The organism is Streptomyces aquilus, from assembly GCF_003955715.1.
In the GTDB taxonomy this organism is placed as follows: Bacteria; Actinomycetota; Actinomycetes; order Streptomycetales; family Streptomycetaceae; genus Streptomyces; species Streptomyces aquilus.
In genome coordinates, this window is the sequence record NZ_CP034463.1 from 6,256,339 (window position 1) to 6,273,337 (window position 16,999).

At 69.6% G+C, this 16,999-nt stretch carries 19 protein-coding genes and 3 tRNA genes; 18 read left to right on the forward strand and 4 right to left on the reverse strand.

Translation table 11 applies throughout. The features are described 5' to 3' along the window. Positions 1–83: 83 nt before the first annotated feature. Entirely contained in the window at positions 84–1,340 is a 1,257-nt protein-coding gene (locus tag EJC51_RS28875; protein WP_126273763.1) for an amidohydrolase family protein, read from the reverse strand. Positions 1,341–1,578: 238 nt separating this feature from the next. Between EJC51_RS28875 and EJC51_RS28880 the strand changes: the two genes are divergently transcribed. From EJC51_RS28880 to EJC51_RS28915, 8 genes are all read left to right on the forward strand, one after another. After that, positions 1,579–1,651 (forward strand) — tRNA-Thr (locus EJC51_RS28880). A gap of 46 nt (positions 1,652–1,697) precedes the next feature. Next, positions 1,698–1,770: transfer RNA gene (locus tag EJC51_RS28885), tRNA-Met, on the forward strand. Positions 1,771–1,860: 90 nt separating this feature from the next. Then, positions 1,861–2,025 (forward strand): 50S ribosomal protein L33, encoded by a 165-nt coding sequence (gene rpmG / locus EJC51_RS28890; protein WP_003948671.1) that lies wholly within the window; start codon positions 1,861–1,863, stop codon positions 2,023–2,025. Positions 2,026–2,215: 190 nt separating this feature from the next. Then, entirely contained in the window at positions 2,216–2,668 is a 453-nt protein-coding gene (locus EJC51_RS28895; protein WP_126273764.1) for a MaoC family dehydratase N-terminal domain-containing protein, read from the forward strand. An 8-nt stretch (positions 2,669–2,676) separates the two neighbouring features. Continuing rightward, on the forward strand, positions 2,677–3,105 hold the full coding sequence (locus EJC51_RS28900) for a MaoC family dehydratase (RefSeq protein WP_097267757.1): 429 nt from the start codon (positions 2,677–2,679) through the stop codon (positions 3,103–3,105). A 115-nt stretch (positions 3,106–3,220) separates the two neighbouring features. Then, entirely contained in the window at positions 3,221–3,790 is a 570-nt protein-coding gene (locus EJC51_RS28905) for a TetR/AcrR family transcriptional regulator (protein WP_207924783.1), read from the forward strand. Positions 3,791–3,868: 78 nt separating this feature from the next. After that, a complete protein-coding gene (locus tag EJC51_RS28910; protein ID WP_166682914.1) occupies positions 3,869–5,311 on the forward strand; it encodes an MFS transporter in 1,443 nt (480 codons plus the stop codon). 454 nt (positions 5,312–5,765) lie between these two features. Continuing rightward, positions 5,766–6,821, forward strand: a complete 1,056-nt coding sequence (locus EJC51_RS28915) for a UDP-N-acetylmuramate dehydrogenase (RefSeq protein ID WP_126273766.1) — start codon at positions 5,766–5,768, stop codon at positions 6,819–6,821. Between the two features lie 3 nt (positions 6,822–6,824). Here the strand turns inward: EJC51_RS28915 and EJC51_RS28920 are convergent, their stop codons facing one another. Further along, entirely contained in the window at positions 6,825–7,457 is a 633-nt protein-coding gene (locus EJC51_RS28920; RefSeq protein ID WP_126273767.1) for an NAD(P)-dependent oxidoreductase, read from the reverse strand. 122 nt (positions 7,458–7,579) lie between these two features. Between EJC51_RS28920 and EJC51_RS28925 the strand changes: the two genes are divergently transcribed. Together EJC51_RS28925 and EJC51_RS28930 are read left to right on the forward strand one after the other, a co-directional pair. Next, complete coding sequence (locus EJC51_RS28925) at positions 7,580–8,203, forward strand: TetR/AcrR family transcriptional regulator (protein ID WP_126273768.1); 624 nt, start codon at positions 7,580–7,582, stop codon at positions 8,201–8,203. Between the two features lie 39 nt (positions 8,204–8,242). Continuing rightward, positions 8,243–8,950 (forward strand): hypothetical protein, encoded by a 708-nt coding sequence (locus EJC51_RS28930; RefSeq protein ID WP_126273769.1) that lies wholly within the window; start codon positions 8,243–8,245, stop codon positions 8,948–8,950. Here EJC51_RS28930 and EJC51_RS28935 read toward each other — a convergent pair. Both EJC51_RS28935 and EJC51_RS28940 read right to left on the reverse strand, forming a co-directional pair. Beyond that, positions 8,931–9,971 (reverse strand): adenosine deaminase, encoded by a 1,041-nt coding sequence (locus EJC51_RS28935; protein WP_126273770.1) that lies wholly within the window; start codon positions 9,969–9,971, stop codon positions 8,931–8,933. The genes EJC51_RS28930 and EJC51_RS28935 overlap by 20 nt on opposite strands. Before the next feature lie 143 nt (positions 9,972–10,114). Then, positions 10,115–11,341, reverse strand: a complete 1,227-nt coding sequence (locus EJC51_RS28940; protein WP_126273771.1) for a pyridoxal phosphate-dependent aminotransferase — start codon at positions 11,339–11,341, stop codon at positions 10,115–10,117. 296 nt (positions 11,342–11,637) lie between these two features. On the opposite strand from EJC51_RS28940, the gene EJC51_RS28945 reads away from it, so the two are divergent. The 8 genes from EJC51_RS28945 to EJC51_RS28980 all read left to right on the forward strand — a co-directional run bounded on the left by EJC51_RS28945 (position 11,638) and on the right by EJC51_RS28980 (position 16,987). Continuing rightward, positions 11,638–11,710 (forward strand) — tRNA-Trp (locus tag EJC51_RS28945). A 108-nt stretch (positions 11,711–11,818) separates the two neighbouring features. After that, positions 11,819–12,106 carry a preprotein translocase subunit SecE gene (gene secE / locus EJC51_RS28950; protein WP_059192926.1) on the forward strand — a complete coding sequence of 96 codons (288 nt, stop codon included), beginning with the start codon at positions 11,819–11,821 and terminating at the stop codon, positions 12,104–12,106. Between the two features lie 81 nt (positions 12,107–12,187). Continuing rightward, a complete protein-coding gene (gene nusG / locus EJC51_RS28955) occupies positions 12,188–13,069 on the forward strand; it encodes a transcription termination/antitermination protein NusG (RefSeq protein WP_126273772.1) in 882 nt (293 codons plus the stop codon). Positions 13,070–13,151: 82 nt separating this feature from the next. Beyond that, entirely contained in the window at positions 13,152–13,592 is a 441-nt protein-coding gene (locus EJC51_RS28960) for a DUF3592 domain-containing protein (RefSeq protein WP_126273773.1), read from the forward strand. Positions 13,593–13,711: 119 nt separating this feature from the next. After that, positions 13,712–14,146: a 50S ribosomal protein L11 gene (gene rplK, locus EJC51_RS28965; protein WP_079312374.1), complete on the forward strand. Its 435-nt coding sequence runs from the start codon at positions 13,712–13,714 to the stop codon at positions 14,144–14,146. Between the two features lie 82 nt (positions 14,147–14,228). Further along, positions 14,229–14,954, forward strand: a complete 726-nt coding sequence (gene rplA / locus EJC51_RS28970; RefSeq protein ID WP_126273774.1) for a 50S ribosomal protein L1 — start codon at positions 14,229–14,231, stop codon at positions 14,952–14,954. 131 nt (positions 14,955–15,085) lie between these two features. Further along, on the forward strand, positions 15,086–16,009 hold the full coding sequence (locus EJC51_RS28975) for an SCO4651 family lipoprotein (RefSeq protein WP_126273775.1): 924 nt from the start codon (positions 15,086–15,088) through the stop codon (positions 16,007–16,009). Between the two features lie 117 nt (positions 16,010–16,126). Next, on the forward strand, positions 16,127–16,987 hold the full coding sequence (locus EJC51_RS28980; RefSeq protein WP_126273776.1) for an SCO4651 family lipoprotein: 861 nt from the start codon (positions 16,127–16,129) through the stop codon (positions 16,985–16,987). Positions 16,988–16,999 lie beyond the last annotated feature (12 nt).

Genomic DNA, 16,999 nt, shown 5'->3' on the forward strand with positions numbered 1-16,999 from the left:
CGTCCGAGGCCACCCGCCCCCAGCGCCTCAGCGTGCCCAGCACCCCAGCACCCCGCACTCGCACCCCCGCACCCCCGCACCCCCTAAGAAGGCTCAACCCGCCCCTGCCGAGGCAACCCCAACTCGACAGCAGCCGCCGAGTCGCAGAACTCCCGTACCGCGCTCGTCCGCGCCACCACCCGCCCCCGATGCACCACGATGCGGCTGTAGGCGAGCGACAGGGCCCCCGCCAGCCGTTCCCCGCGCACCGCGAGCAGCTCGGCCGGGAAACCTGCCTCCACGCGCACCTCGGGCAGCCCCAGCACGGCGCGCGCGGACACGCTGACGGCGTCGTACGCGTCCTCGGGACGCAGGCCGTGTCGCGAGGCCAGGAGGTACGCGGCCTCCAACGGGTCCCCGCGGCCCACCGGGTTGGACACGTCCCGCAGCGCGCCGCTCCCGGCCGCCACCCGCACACCGGCGGCGCGCAGCAGCCGTACGGGAGCCGTGCCGCGCCGTTCCACGCCTCCGCAGCCGCCCTGGGGCAGGCATACGACCGCCACGCCGGCCGCGGCGAGCTGGTCGGCGGTGCGGGAGGTGATCTCGGAGGGGTGGCGGCCGAGGCTGCCGCAGGGGCTCAGGGTGACGCCGGGACGCAGGCCGCCGGCCATGGCGGCGAGGCGGGACAGGCGGGCGGGGTCGCCGGCGTCGGTGTGGAGGTCGACCGGGCAGCCGTGCTCGGAGGCCACGTCCAGGACCGCCTGGACATAGCCGGTGGGGTCCGGGTCGAGGTCGGGGCAGCCGCCGACCACCGAGGCGCCCATCTTCACCGCGTCCCGCAGCATCGCGAGCCCGTCCGCCCCGGCCACGCCGGTCAGCAGCCGCGGCATCGCCACCGCGGTCAGCTCGGTGAGCCCGCGCAGCGAACGCCGGGCCTGGAGCACGGCGGCCAGCGCGCCCAGCCCCTGGACGTCGCCCACCCGCACATGGGCCCGCAACGCGGTGGCCCCGTGGCCGAGTTGGAGCAGCGCGGCCTCGGTCGCGCGGCGCTGGACGTCCTGGGGGTCGTACGAGACCGGCCCGCCGGTGTCCGCGGAGAGCGCGGTGTCGCCGTGGGCGTGCGGCTCGACGGGGGCCGGGAGGAGCAGATAGCCGCTCAGGTCCACGCGTGTCCCGCACGCGCGCGTGCCGCCCGCCGCCAGGCTGCCCGCCGTGCCCACCGCCTCGATGCGCCCGCCGCCGAGCCGTACGTCCACGGTCCTGCCGTCGGTCAGCCGTGCCCCGCACAGCAGCAGTGAGGTGGTGTCGGAGGCGCCGGGCGAGGACGACGAGGGGGGCGGCTGCGGCTGGCTGTCGGGCATCGCGCTCCAGGGGCTCAAGGTCAAGGCTCGTGGCGGGGACGCAAGATCACGCAGAGTGAGTCGAGCCTAGGGTGGCGATCCGCTCACGGCGCGGAGGAGCGCAATAGTCGTACCGGTGTGGTCCGCCGTACGGGAGAGGCCTCGGAGGCTGGTGGGAGGGGTGCCGGAGCGGGCGCGCGCGGGGCCTCGAAACGGATTTGGGTGAACCGCTGCGGACCGTGTAATGTCTTCATCGCTCGCCCCAATAGCTCAGTCGGCAGAGCGTCTCCATGGTAAGGAGAAGGTCTACGGTTCGATTCCGTATTGGGGCTCTGGTGTGTGAGGTTCCCGTCGCGAGGCGGGGACGGATCGCATCTCAGCGGTGTAGCTCAGTCGGTAGAGCAAGCGGCTCATAATCGCTGTGTCACCGGTTCAAGTCCGGTCACCGCTACTGACAGTAGCCGATTGTGGGGTCGGTCCTTCGATCGGCTACTCTTCTTTGCGTTAAATATGTCCTATCCGTTCGTCAAGGAGCACTCACGTGGCTGCCACCGACGTCCGCCCGAAGATCACGCTGGCCTGCGTGGAGTGCAAGGAGCGGAACTACATCACCAAGAAGAACCGGCGTAACAACCCGGACCGACTGGAGATGAAGAAGCACTGCCCGCGTTGCAACGCGCACACCGCGCACCGCGAGACGCGATAAATCAGGCTCGTACGCGAGGCCGCCCCCAGCAGTCAGGGGGGCGGCCTCGCGTCGTTGATGGGCCGATACCGGCCAGTACTCAGGTACCTCAGTACTCCAGTACCTCAGTACTCCAGTACCCCAGTACTCCGTGCGCCGATACGGCCCGTGTCCAGAACCCAGTACCCAGCGATCAGGAGGTGCCGAGTCCATGGCGCTCGACCAGTCCTTCGTGGGGCGGACCTACCCGCCCACCGACCCCTATGAGGTGGGCCGGGAGAAGATCCGTGAGTTCGCGGAGGCCGTGGGGGACGCCAACCCGGCGTACACCGACCCGGACGCGGCCAAGGGGCTCGGTCACCCCGATGTGATCGCCCCGCCGACCTTCGTGTTCTCGATCACCTTCCGGGCCGCGGGCCAGGTCATCGCCGACCCGCAACTGGGCCTGGACTACAGCCGTGTGGTGCACGGCGACCAGAAGTTCGCCTACACCCGCCCGGTCCGCGCGGGCGACCGGCTGACGGTCACCTCCACGATCGAGGCGATCAAGTCCCTGGCGGGCAACGACATCCTGGACATCCGCGGCGAGGTCCACGACGAGGCCGGCGAGCACGTGGTGACCGCCTGGACCAAGCTCGTCGCGCGCGCGGCCGAGGAGGCGTGAGGAAGACGATGACGGCGAAGATCGCATACGACGACGTCGAGGTCGGCACGGAGCTGCCCGCCCAGACCTTTCCCGTGACCCGTGCCACCCTCGTCCAGTACGCGGGCGCCTCCGGGGACTTCAACCCGATCCACTGGAACGAGAAGTTCGCCAAGGAGGTCGGACTGCCGGACGTCATCGCGCACGGCATGTTCACCATGGCCGAGGCGATCCGCGTGGTGACGGACTGGGTCGGCGACCCGGGGGCCGTCGCCGAGTACGGCGTCCGCTTCACCAAGCCCGTCGTCGTCCCGAACGACGACCAGGGCGCCGTGATCGAGGTCAGCGGCAAGGTCGCGGCCAAGCTCGACGACAACACGGTCCGCGTGGACCTGACCGCGACCAGCGCCGGGCAGAAGGTGCTGGGGATGTCCCGGGCGGTCGTGCGGCTGGCCTGACGGACAGCATGCTGAAGCTGAGTAAGGGGTGCCCTCCATGGCGGGGCGCCCCTTACCTGTTCTCCGGCACGCCACCCCTTGACGTAGTTAGTGATTGAGTACTAACTTACTGGGCATGGTCAGGATGAGCGCAGAGGAGAGGCGCGAGAGCGTGATCCGCGCGGCGACGATCGAGTTCGCCCGCGGCGGATACCACGGCACTTCGACCGAGGCGATCGCCAAGCGGGTCGGGGTCTCGCAGCCGTATCTCTTCCGGCTCTTCCCCGGCAAGAAGGCGATCTTCCTGGCGGCGGCGGAGCGGTGTGTGGAACAAACCATCCGCACCTTCGACGAGGCCGCCGAAGGGCTCCAGGGCGAAGAAGCCCTGCATGCCATGGCGAACGCGTACACCAAGGTCATCGCGGAGCATCCGGAGCAACTGCTGATGCAGATGCAGATGTACGTCGCCGTGGGCGCCGCCGAGGAGGAGGGCGACCACGAGTTCGGGGCGGCCGTGCGAGAGGGCTGGATGCGGCTGTGGGACACGGTCCATCTGCCGCTGGGCGCCGACGCGGGGGAGACGACGAACTTCCTGGCGTACGGGATGCTCATCAACTGCCTGGTCGCGATGGGGTTCCCGCCCGAGCACCGGGTGTGGGAGGGGCTGTACCCGTCGGCGCGGGCCACGGGTCGGCTGCACAAGTGAGTCACGAGGCGTCATCGGCGCCTTTTTATGGGCGTGAAAGTTAGTAATCGATAACTATCCGGGAGCTCTGGGGGAGCAATGTCACAGCAAGTCGCACAGAAGACGTCACCCGGGGGAGTGGTCTGGGCCCTCGTCATCACCAGCGTCGCCGGGTTCATGGCGGCCCTCGACAACCTCGTCGTCACCACCGCCCTGCCCTCCATCCGTGAGGACCTCGGCGGTGGGCTGCACGACCTGGAATGGACGGTGAGCGCCTACACCCTCACCTTCGCCGTCCTCCTCATGTTCGGCGCGGCGCTCGGCGACCGCTTCGGCCGCCGACGGCTCTTCCTCACTGGCCTGACGATCTTCACCGCCGCCTCCGCGGGAGCGGCCCTCGCGCCCGGCATCGACAGCCTCATCGCGGCCCGCGCGGTCCAGGGCGTCGGCGCGGCCATCATGATGCCGCTCACCCTCACCCTCCTCACCGCGGCCGTGCCCGCCGCCAAGCGCGGAATGGCGTACGGCATCTGGGGCGCGGTCAACGGACTCGCCGTGGCCTCCGGACCGCTGATCGGCGGGAGCCTGACCGAGCACATCTCCTGGCAGTGGATCTTCTGGCTGAACGTTCCGCTGGGCGTCGCCCTGCTGCCGCTGGCCCGACTCCGCCTCGCCGAGTCGTACGGCACCGGCGCCCCGCTCGACATCCCCGGCACGCTGCTCGCCAGCGGCGGGCTCTTCGGGATCGTCTACGGCCTGGTCCGCGGCCCGGCGGACGGCTGGACGGACGGACTGGTCCTCACTGCCCTGTTCGCGGGGGCCGCCCTCCTCGCCGGCTTCGTGATCTACAGCACCCGCGCCAAGAACCCCATGCTGCCGATGCGGCTGTTCCGCTCGCGGGCCTTCTCCGGCATCAACGCGGCCAGTCTGCTGATGTTCCTGGGCATGTTCGGGTCGATCTTCCTGCTCAGTCAGTACATGCAGGGGGTGCTCGGGTACTCGCCGACCGAGGCGGGGCTGCGGATGCTGCCGTGGACGGGCATGCCGATGCTCGTCGCGCCGATCGCCGGCATCCTCTCCGACCGGATCGGCGGCCGCCCCGTCGTCGCCACCGGCCTCTTCTTCCAGGCGGCGGGGCTCGGGTACCTGGCGTCGGTCATCACCGTCGACGCGTCGTACAGCGTCCAGCTGCCCGGTCTGATCATCAGCGGAATCGGCATGGGGCTGTTCTTCGCCCCCGCCTCCAACCTGGTCATGTCCAGCGTGCGGCCTTCGGAGCAGGGAATCGCTTCCGGGGCGAACAACGCGCTGCGTGAGGTCGGTGGCGCGCTGGGGATCGCGATCATGGGGTCGATCTTCTCGGCGCAGGGTGGATACGAGACCGGCCAGACGTTCGTCGAGGGACTGCGGCCCGCGCTGGTGACCGGGGCGGGGGTTGTGGCGCTGGCGGGTGTGGCGGCGCTGCTGATTCCGCGGGGGCGTGGCGGACGGGACGTGACGGTGGAGGACATGGCGTCGGTACGCGAGACGGTCGCGGCCTGAGCAGGGCGCATGCGGCTCCGCTCCTCTCACGGGGGGGCGGGGCCGTTCGCGTGCCAGGCGCCCGGGGCGGTGCGGGCCAATGGGTTTCGCCCCCGCCGCCCTTACCCATTCCCATCCCCAGGGGCGCTGCCCCTTCGACCCCACCAGGGGGCTCCGCGCCCTGGACCCCCGTCGGCCCTGAAGGGGCCTCGTCCTCAAACGCCGGACGGGCTGAGTGATGCGGGGCACCCGGGTACGGCGGGAAGGGGAGGTGTCGGGGGATGTCCGCCCGCAGCGGTTGGCGCGTCAACACGGGCGCCCTTCATAAGTGACCGATTCCGCGCCGTTCCGAGGACGGACACCCCCCGACGCGGCCCCGCCCCACAACGCCCCGCCCGCGCGAACGCGAACCCCCACCGCCCCGCCCCGCCCCGCCCCGCACAGCCCAACGGCAGCGCCCACGTACCCTTGACCCGTGCAGGAACGACACGACGCCCCCCTCGCCCCGCTCACCACCTTCCGTCTCGGCGGTCCCGCCACCCGGCTGGTCACCGCCACCACCGACGCCGAGGTGATCGAAGCCGTTCGCGAGGCCGACGACACCGGGACGCCCCTCCTGCTCATCGGCGGTGGATCGAACCTCGTCATCGGCGACAAGGGGTTCGACGGGACCGCGCTGCTCATCGCCACCAAGGGCATCGAACTCGACGGCACCCACCTGGAGCTCGCCGCCGGTGAGGTCTGGACCGACGCCGTCGCCCGCACCGTGGACGCCGGACTCGCCGGTATCGAGTGCCTCGCCGGCATCCCCGGCTCCGCCGGGGCGACCCCCATCCAGAACGTGGGCGCCTACGGCCAGGAGGTCTCCGCCACGATCACCCACGTGATCGCCTACGACCGCGTCACCCGCGACACCGTCACCCTCACCAACGCCGACTGCGCCTTCTCGTACCGTCACAGCCGCTTCAAGGCCGACCCCGACCGGTACGTCGTCCTCCGCGTCCACTTCGAGCTCGAGGACGCCGGCGGCCTCTCCGCCCCTCTCAAGTACGCCGAGACCGCCCGCGCCCTCGGCGTCGAACCCGGCGACCGCGTCCCCCTCGCCGACGCCCGCGCGACCGTACTGAAGCTGCGCGCGGGCAAGGGCATGGTCCTCGACCCCGACGACCACGACACCTGGTCGGCGGGCTCCTTCTTCACCAACCCGATCCTCACGGACGCCGACTTCACCGCCTTCCACGCGCGCGTGAAGCAGCACCTCGGCCCGGACGCGGAACCGCCCGCGTACCCCGCCGGCCCCGGTCACACCAAGACCTCCGCGGCCTGGCTGATCGACAAGGCCGGCTTCACCAAGGGCTACGGCACCGGCCCCGCCCGCATCTCCACCAAGCACACCCTCGCCCTCACCAACCGCGGCGAGGCGACCACGGAGGACCTCCTCGCCCTCGCCCGCGAGGTCGTCGCCGGTGTGCACAGCACCTTCGGCGTCACTCTGGTCAACGAACCGGTGACGGTCGGTGTGAGCCTGTAGGGCTCAGTACGCCACGCCCACCCCCTGCTTCACCGTCCCCGCATCGTCGATCATCGACAGCATCGCGTGGGCCACGTCCGCCCGCCCGGCGAACCGCCCCTTCGCCGGGAACCCCCCGACCACCGTCCGGTAGACGCCGCTCACCGGCTTGTCCTGGAGCCGCGGCGGCCGCACCGACGTCCAGTCCGTACCGCTGCGCGCCAGCTCCGCCTCCATCTCGCGCAGGTCGGTGTAGACGTTCTTGAGGAGCGCCGAGACCAGGCCCCGCATCCCTCGGTCCAGGAGACCGTCGTGCTCGGGTGCGGGTCCGACCGGCGCCGCGCTGACCACCAGCAGCCGTCGTACGCCCTCCGCCTCCATGGCCGCGAGGACCGTGCGGGTGAGGCGGGTGGCGATGCCCGCGTCCTTGGTGCTGCGCGCGCCGAGGCCGGACAGCACCGCGTCCCGGCCGGCGACGGCGGACCGTACCGCCTCGGGGTCCGTCAGGTCCGCGCGGAACACCTCCAGGCCTTCGCCGGTGACAGTCAGCCGTGCCGGGTCGCGGACGACGGCCGTGACCTCGTGACCCGAGCCCAGGGCCTGCCTGACGATCTCCTTGCCTATGCCTCCGGTGGCGCCGAAAACGGTGAGTTTCATGGGACCCCCATGCGCTCGTGAGAAGAGGTGGGTGAGTATTCACTCACCTCTGGGCTCCCTCTAGAGTGGGTAAGTACTCACCCACCCGTCAAGGCCGCACGGAAAGAAGGCTCGGACACCCCATGGAGAACAGGTCGGCCCGCCTCCGCATCCTCGACGCCGCCCACGAGCTGATGCTCACCGTCGGGCTGGCCCGCGCCACCACCAAGGAGATCGCCAGGGCGGCCGGCTGCTCCGAGGCGGCCCTCTACAAGTACTTCGACAGCAAGGAGGACCTGTTCGTCCAGGTGCTCTCCGAGCGACTGCCCCAGCTCACCCCGCTGCTCAACAGCCTCGCCGCCGAGCCCGGCAGAGGCACCCTGGAGGGCAACCTCACCGAGATCGCCCGCCAGGCCTCCCTGTTCTATGAGCAGAGCTTCCCGATCGCCGCCTCCCTGTACGCCGAGACGCAGCTCAAGCGGCGGCACGACGACGTCCTGCGGACGATCGGCGCGGGTCCCCACAGGCCGATCGAGAACCTGGACGCCTACCTGCGCGCAGAACAGACGGCGGGCCGGGTCCGCCCCGACGCCGACACCTTCGCCGCCGCCTCCCTGCTCCTCGGCGCCTGCGCCCAGCGGGCCTTCGCCTACGACGCCACCGAGACCGGCGCCAGGCCGCCCGTCGACGAGTTCGCGACCCGCCTCGCCAGAACCCTCCTCGGCGGAATCTCCGTTGCGGAGGAACCCGGCAGCCCGCAACCCTGAGGCCATGAAGGAAGACCCTGAGGCCATGAAGGAACATGCATGCGGCTGAGGCTGCGCCAGTTCAGACCCAGGACCGGCCCCCACGAGTACCGGATCGTCCAGCCCCGCCGGCCCCTGCGCCACACCTCACTGAGCGCCCCCGAGCCGATCGGCCTGCTGCTCGGCGACCACGACGGGCTGAACCAACTGGCCGGCCTGTTCTCCTTCGCCGCCTACTCGCGCCACACGATCGTCCACGTCCCGCTGCGCGACGGCGTCCCGCCCGACGAGGGATGGGGCGAGCGCGTCGACCTCGTCCTGGCCCATGACAGCGCCGGCCTGCGCGCGAGCCAGTGGCCCGAGCTGCGCCGCCGCCTCACCCGCGGCACCCCGCTGACGGTACGCACCGATGAGGCCCGCACCGCGCGGGACATGGAGTCATGGCGCGCCCGCCGGTCCCACGCGGACGCCCGGGACGAGCTGCGGCACGCCACCCACGCGCGGACGCTCTTCCTCTTCGGCACCAGGGACCTCTTCGTCGAGATGGCCACCGCGTTCGCGTACGCGGCCGGTTGGGGACCGCTTGAGAAGCACGCCGCCAACGGGCACATGGCGTTCATGACGGCCTTCACGCTCGCCGAGCCGCCCGGAACCGGTGGGCACCCCCTGGAGGTGGACATCTGTTTCAAGCCGTATCCGCCCTACGCCCACTTCAAGAGGCCGGGCGCCCCCAAAAGGCCCCGTGAGCTCAGGACACCGGTCGGCTGAGCCAGTCGTCGACGCCCGCCAGCAGCTTCGCCTTCACGTCCTCCGGCGCCGCCGAGCCCCGTACCGACTGCCGGGCCAGCTCCGCCAGCTCCCGGTCCGTGAAACCGTGATGCTTCCGGGCGATCTCGTACTGCGCCGCGAGCCGTGAGCCGAACAGCAGCGGGTCGTCGGCGCCGAGCGCCATCGGCACCCCCGCCTCGAACAGCGTCCGCAGCGGCACGTCCTCCGGCTTCTCGTAGACGCCGAGCGCCACATTCGAGGCCGGACAGACCTCGCAGGTCACACCCCGGTCGGCCAGCCGCTTGAGCAGCCGCGGGTCCTCCGCGGCCCGCACCCCGTGCCCGATCCGGTGCGCGTCCAGGTCGTCCAGACAGTCCCGCACCGAGGACGGTCCCGCCAGCTCCCCGCCGTGCGGGGCCGACAGCAGCCCGGCGTCGCGCGCGATGGCGAAGGCCCGGTCGAAGTCCCGCGCCATGCCACGCCGTTCGTCGTTCGAGAGCCCGAAGCCGACGACGCCCCGGTCCGCGTACCGCACCGCCAGGCGCGCCAGCGTCCGCGCGTCCAGCGGGTGCTTCATCCGGTTCGCGGCCACCAGCACCCGCATCCCGAGCCCGGTCTCCCGCGAGGTCGTCTCCACCGCGTCGAGGATGATCTCCAGCGCCGGGATGAGCCCGCCGAGACGTGGGGCGTACGAGGTCGGGTCGACCTGGATCTCCAGCCACCCCGAGCCGTCCCGGACGTCCTCCTCCGCCGCCTCCCGCACCAGCCGCTGGATGTCCTCGGGCTGCCTGAGGCACGAACGCGCCGCGTCGTAGAGCCGCTGGAACCGGAACCAGCCCCGCTCGTCCGTGGCCCGCAGCCGCGGCGGCTCCCCGCTGGTCAGCGCCTCCGTCAGCGCGTCGGGCAGTCGTACCCCGTACTTGTCGGCCAGTTCCAGAACCGTCCCGGGCCGCATGGACCCGGTGAAGTGCAGGTGCAGATGGGCTTTCGGCAGCTCAGAGACATCACGTACACGCTCCATTCGCCGATCCTGCCGTACGCGCCCGCCGTCCCGGTAGCGCTTTCCCCGAACGTGGTCTTGCTCGCACAAAGGGTCGCGCGGAGAGTCATACGAAGAAGGGGCCCGCCTTCGACAAGGCGAGCCCCTTCCGACGGACCGGAACGTCAGTCCCGTGCCTCCGCCAGCAGCTTCTGGATGCGGCTGACACCCTCGACGAGGTCCTCGTCGCCCAGCGCGTACGACAGTCGCAGATAGCCCGGCGTACCGAAGGCCTCACCCGGGACGACCGCGACCTCGGCCTCCTCCAGGATGAGCGCGGCCAGCTCGACCGTGTCCTGCGGGCGCTTGCCGCGGATCTCCTTGCCGATCAGGGCCTTCACCGACGGGTAGGCGTAGAACGCGCCCTCGGGCTCCGGGCAGAGCACGCCGTCGATCTCGTTGAGCATCCGCACGATCGTCTTGCGGCGGCGGTCGAAGGCCTCCTTCATCTCCTCGACGGCCGACAGGTCGCCGGAGACGGCGGCCAGCGCGGCCACCTGGGCGACGTTGGAGACGTTCGAGGTGGCGTGCGACTGGAGGTTCGTCGCGGCCTTGACCACGTCCTTCGGACCGATGACCCAGCCCACACGCCAGCCCGTCATGGCGTACGTCTTCGCCACACCGTTGACGACGATGGTCTTGTCGGCGAGCTCGGGCACGACCACCGGGAGGGAGTGGAACTCGGCGTCGCCGTAGACCAGGTGCTCGTAGATCTCGTCGGTCAGGACCCACAGGCCCTTCTCGGCGGCCCAACGGCCGATCTCCTCGATCTGCGCGCGGGTGTAGACGGCGCCGGTGGGGTTGGACGGGGAGACGAAGAGAAGGACCTTCGTGTTCTCCGTGCGCGCCGCCTCCAGCTGCTCGACGGAGACGCGGTAGCCGGTCGTCTCGTCGGCCACGACCTCCACCGGGACACCGCCGGCGAGACGGATCGACTCCGGGTACGTCGTCCAGTACGGGGCCGGGACGATGACCTCGTCGCCCGGGTCGAGGATCGCGGCGAAGGCCTCGTAGATGGCCTGCTTGCCGCCGTTGGTGACGAGGACCTGGCTCGCGTCGACCTCGTAGCCGGAGTCGCGGAGGGTCTTCGCGGCGATCGCGGCCTTCAGCTCGGGGAGACCGCCGGCCGGCGTGTACCGGTGGTACTTCGGGTTGGAGCAGGCCTCGATGGCGGCCTGGACGATGTAGTCCGGGGTCGGGAAGTCCGGTTCACCGGCGCCGAAGCCGATCACCGGGCGCCCGGCGGCCTTCAGGGCCTTGGCCTTGGCATCCACGGCGAGGGTGGCGGACTCGGAGATCGCGCCGACTCGGGCGGAGACCCGGCGCTCGGTGGGAGAGGTTGCAGCGCTCATGAGCCCATCGTTTCAGACCGGAAACGCCCCCGGCACGCGGGTTTCACAGACTGAACAACCACTGAACAACCGTCCGGATTCACCGGGGTATTGGCGCGGTGGCCTGGGTGATCTTCGGCGGCCGGGCGGCCGTCAGCGGGACGATCTTCGGCCGCCGCGGTCCCCACAGGCCCTTTCTGTTCGACGCTGGGCTCCGGAGCACGTACACTCTCACCTCGTTGGCCTCACAACGGCCGCGCTCATCCGGTGCACACCGAGCACTCGGACGGATGCGGTACGTTTGGGGGGAACCACAAAGGGTCGTAGCTCAATTGGTAGAGCACCGGTCTCCAAAACCGGCGGTTGGGGGTTCAAGTCCCTCCGGCCCTGCTACACACACCTTCGCCAGGATGTGTGCGCATGTACGTACAGCAATGCACCGCCGTGCGGCTCAGACCGGGCGCGGCACGGCCACGACCCGGGAACAGGTGAGGACGAATGGCGGACGCCGTGGGCTCCATCGACACGCCTGATGCCCAGGACGAGGCACAGGAGTCGAAGAAGAAGGCCCGCAAGGGCGGCAAGCGTGCCAAGAAGGGCCCGCTGAAGCGCCTCGCCATCTTCTACCGACAGATCGTCGCAGAACTTCGCAAGGTCGTCTGGCCTACGCGCAGCCAGCTGACGACCTACACGACCGTGGTGATCGTCTTCGTGATCGTCATGATCGGCCTGGTCACCGTGATTGACTATGGACTCAACCACGCTGCCAAGTACGTCTTCGGCTGAGCAAAGTTGCGAAGGGCGCCGTGGTTACCGGCGCCCCTTTCGCATGTTCCACCCCTATGTATCCAGGAAGAAGCAGCCACCGTGTCTGACCAGAACCTGAACGACGCCATCGAGCCGGACGAGTCCGTGGAAGACGAGCTCGACATCGTCGAGGGCGCGGACGAGGACCTGGACGAGGTCGAGGCTGCCGATGAAGAGGCGGGCGAGCCCGCCGAGGAAGCCGCCCTCCACGTCGAGGACGAATCCGACGAGGACGCCGAGGACGAGTCCGGCGGCGACGTCGAGGCTGCCGAAGAGGCCATCGAGGAAGACGAAGAGGCTGTCGAGGAGGAGCCGGCCGAGCCGGTCGACCCCGTCGTCGCCCTGCGCGAGGAACTGCGCACCCTCCCCGGCGAGTGGTACGTCATCCACACCTACGCCGGTTACGAGAACCGCGTGAAGACCAACCTCGAGCAGCGCGCCGTCTCGCTGAACGTCGAGGACTACATCTTCCAGGCCGAGGTGCCGCAGGAAGAGGTCGTCCAGATCAAGAACGGCGACCGCAAGACGATCCGTCAGAACAAGCTCCCCGGCTACGTGCTGGTGCGCATGGACCTGACGAACGAGTCCTGGGGTGTCGTCCGCAACACGCCCGGCGTCACCGGCTTCGTGGGCAACGCCTACGACCCGTACCCGCTGACCCTGGACGAGATCGTGAAGATGCTCGCCCCGGAGGCCGAGGAGAAGGCCGCCCGCGAGGCCGCCGAGGCCGAGGGCAAGCCCGCTCCGCAGCGCAAGGTCGAGGTCCAGGTGCTGGACTTCGAGGTCGGCGACTCGGTCACCGTCACCGACGGCCCCTTCGCCACCCTCCAGGCCACGATCAACGAGATCAACGCCGACTCGAAGAAGGTCAAGGGCCTCGTCGAGATCTTCGGCCGCGAGACCCCGGTCGAGCTGTCCTTCGACCAGATCCAGAAGAACTGAGTCAGGCCCTTTGTCGGCCGACATACGCAGTGAGGGCGCCCCGCCGGCGGATTCCGGCCAGGGGCGCCTTCGGCGTTTTCGCGTGCCCCTCCTCTTCTTCGTGCTGGCAGCCGTCTTCGCCGCCGCCCCGGTCTTCGTGGGCGTCACCCAGTGGCAGCGGGTGGCCGAGGTGCAGGGCGGGGTCCGCGCCGTAGGGACCTTCCACGCCGACGGCGCCAACTGCTGGCGGCACCGCTGCTGGGTCGAGCTCGTGGTCGACGGCAAGCGGGTGGAGGCGGATCTCCCGGCCCTCACCGAGACCCGGGAGAACAAGGTCGCGCGGGACGGCAGGCCGATCGTCGTCCGGTATCTGCCCTCCGACCCGACCCGGGCCGCCGAGGACGGCGGGTACGGATACGTCGGCGCCATCACCGCCGCGCTCACGCTGCCCGTCGTGATCCTGCTGATCTTCGCGCTGGGCACGCTGGTCGCCGTACTGCGAGGTCGGCCGCCCTTCTCGCCGTGGTCGTCACCCCGGTCCTGAGCTGCCGATTTCATGTCCTGAGGGATGAGCGGCTATCGTGGTGCGGTATGCCATCTGCCTGATGATTCATCCGAATGACGCAGGTGGTAACCAACTCTCAGTAAGGACCCGGAGAGAGCATGCCTCCCAAGAAGAAGAAGGTCACGGGGCTCATCAAGCTCCAGATCCAGGCCGGTGCGGCCAACCCGGCTCCGCCGGTCGGCCCCGCGCTGGGTCAGCACGGCGTCAACATCATGGAGTTCTGCAAGGCCTACAACGCCGCGACCGAGTCGCAGCGTGGCTGGGTGATCCCGGTGGAGATCACGGTCTACGAGGACCGCTCCTTCACCTTCATCACCAAGACGCCGCCGGCCGCGAAGATGATCCTCAAGGCCGCGGGTATCGAGAAGGGCTCCGGCGAGCCGCACAAGACCAAGGTCGCCAAGATCACCGAGGCGCAGGTCCGCGAGATCGCCACGACCAAGCTCCCCGACCTCAACGCCAACGACCTGGACGCCGCCGCGAAGATCATCGCCGGTACCGCGCGTTCCATGGGCGTCGTCGTCGAGGGCTGAGCCCCAACACCCGTACATCAAGCAGAAGTGGCAGGGCCTGCTCGGCCCGGACCACGACTCCTAAGACTCACCAGGAGAAGCAGTGAGCAAGCGCAGCAAGTCTCTCCGCGCTGCGGACGCCAAGGTCGACCGGGACAAGCTCTACGCCCCGCTCGAGGCCGTCCGTCTCGCCAAGGAGACCTCCACGACCAAGTTCGACGGCACCGTCGAGGTCGCCTTCCGTCTGGGTGTCGACCCGCGCAAGGCCGACCAGATGGTCCGTGGCACCGTGAACCTTCCGCACGGCACCGGTAAGACCGCCCGGGTCCTGGTCTTCGCGACCGGCGACCGTGCCGAGGCCGCGCGTGCCGCGGGCGCCGACATCGTCGGCGCCGACGAGCTCATCGACGAGGTTTCGAAGGGCCGCCTGGACTTCGACGCCGTCGTCGCCACCCCGGACCTCATGGGCAAGGTCGGCCGTCTCGGCCGCGTCCTCGGCCCCCGTGGTCTCATGCCGAACCCCAAGACCGGCACCGTGACCCCGGACGTCGCCAAGGCTGTCAACGACATCAAGGGCGGCAAGATCGAGTTCCGCGTCGACAAGCACTCGAACCTGCACTTCATCATCGGCAAGACGTCCTTCGACGACACCAAGCTGGTGGAGAACTACGGCGCCGCGCTGGAGGAGATCCTCCGTCTGAAGCCGTCCGCCGCCAAGGGTCGCTACATCAAGAAGGCCGCGATCAGCACCACGATCGGCCCCGGCATTCCGCTCGACCCGAACCGCACCCGCAACCTCCTCGTCGAGGAGGACCCGGCGGCGGTCTGAGCCTGAGGCTCACCGAAGTCAGGTCACGGGCCCCGCAACCTTCCGAGGTGCGGGGCCCGTCCCATTTCCGGGTACGTGTGTCAGTGCCCCGCGCTAACGTGCGGGACAGGAATCGCATAGGGGTGGGACGAATGAAGAGCACGAGTGTGCGCCGGATGGCTCTCGCGATCGCCGCGACGACCGCGCTGACGGGCCTGGCGGCCTGTTCGTCGGCGGGGGACTCGGGGGGCTCCGACAAGGACGACCAGGCCTCGGGGGGCGGCAAGGGCGTCACCAAGGTCAGTCCGATAGCCGCGCTGCGCTCCGCCGAGAAGTCCACCGACGCCGCCGACTCCGCCCAGGTCGAGTCCACGACCGTCATGGGCTCGATGATGTCCATGACCGCCGACGGCGCCCTCGGCTGGGCCGACGGCATCTCCGGCACCCTCACCATCGAGTACACCGGCGGCACCATGGCCGACACCATGCGCCAGCTCGGCACCACGAAGATGGAGGCCCGGTACCTCCCCGACGCCTACTACGCGAAGATGGGCGACGCGTTCGCCGAGCAGGCCGGCGGCAAGCACTGGATCAGGTACGACTACGACGACCTCGCGGACCTCGCGGGCGGCTCCGGCGCGTACCTCAAGGACCAGATGCAGAACACCACCCCCAACCAGTCGGTGAAGCTCCTGCTGGCCTCCGGGGACGTGAAGAAGGTCGGCGAGGAGAAGGTCCGCGGCAAGGACACCACGCACTACTCGGGCACCGTCGACGTCGCCGACCTGGCCGGCAAGAACTCCAGCCTCAGCGAGAGCCAGCTCGCCGACCTGAAGAAGCAGCTCGAACAGGCCGGGGTCACCACCGAGACCGTCGACATCTGGGTCGACGACCAGGACCTCCTGGTCAAGAAGGTGGAGAAGGGCCAGATGGCCACCGGAGAGCTGACCCAGACCGCCTACTACAGCGACTACGGCGTGAAGGTCTCCGCCGAGAAGCCCCCGGCGGGCGACACGGAGGACTTCAAGACGCTCCTGGAGAAGCAGGGCGGCACCGTCGCCGGCACCACCTCCTGAGCCACACGGAATTCACAAGACCGCTTACGCCCCATCGGTTAGGCTCGCGATCCTGCTGTGAATCGACCATGTGTTCCTCATGGTCGTCACACTTCTCGCGTTCCTTGGGGGGAATCGATGGGGTTTTCTGCACGACGTTCCGCGCGCCGCAGGACGGTCGGCGTCGGTCTGGCCGCCGTGGCCCTCGCCGCCGGCGCGGTGAGCTGTTCCAAGGGGGAGTCCGAGGAGTCGCCGAAGATGACGCCGGCCGCCGCGGTGTCCAAGGCGGCGAAGAACTCGGACGACATCTCGTCCCTGCGCTACCGGATGACCGGTGAGTACCCGGAGCAGGGGCGCATCAAGGCCGAGGCCTCGATGCGGATCAAGCCCACCATCGCCATGAGCATGAAGATGACGGCGCTGGACCAGGGCAAGGACGGCTCCGCGGAGATCCGGCTCGTCGACAAGGCCATGTACATCGGGGGCAACCCCGAGATGGCCAAGGAGATGGACGGCAAGACCTGGGTGAAGTTCGACATGTCCGCGCTGAGCGACGAGCAGCTCGGCGGGGGCGCCGCCGGCGCCGGACAGGCCGAGCAGAACCCGGCCGCCGAGTCCACCTTCATGACCGGCGCCAAGGACGTGAAGGAGGTCGGCACCGAGAAGGTCGACGGGGTCGAGACCACCCACTACACCGGCACCCTCACCCTCGACGCGCTCCGGGACTCCTTCAAGAACGAGGACAAGGCGACCCGCGAGAAGCGCGAGAAGAGCGTCCAGCAGTACGAGAAGATGGGCGTCGACAAGCTCACGATGGACATGTGGATCGACGGTGAGGACCACACCAAGCAGTTCCGCATGAAGGGCGCCGCCGACAAGGGCATGCTCGACCTGACCATCACCTTCCTCGACATCAACAAGCCGGTCACGGTCACGGCGCCGCCCGCCAAGGACACCGCCGACCTCGCCGAGATGCTGAAGGACGCCCAGAGCGGCTGATCACCGTACGAC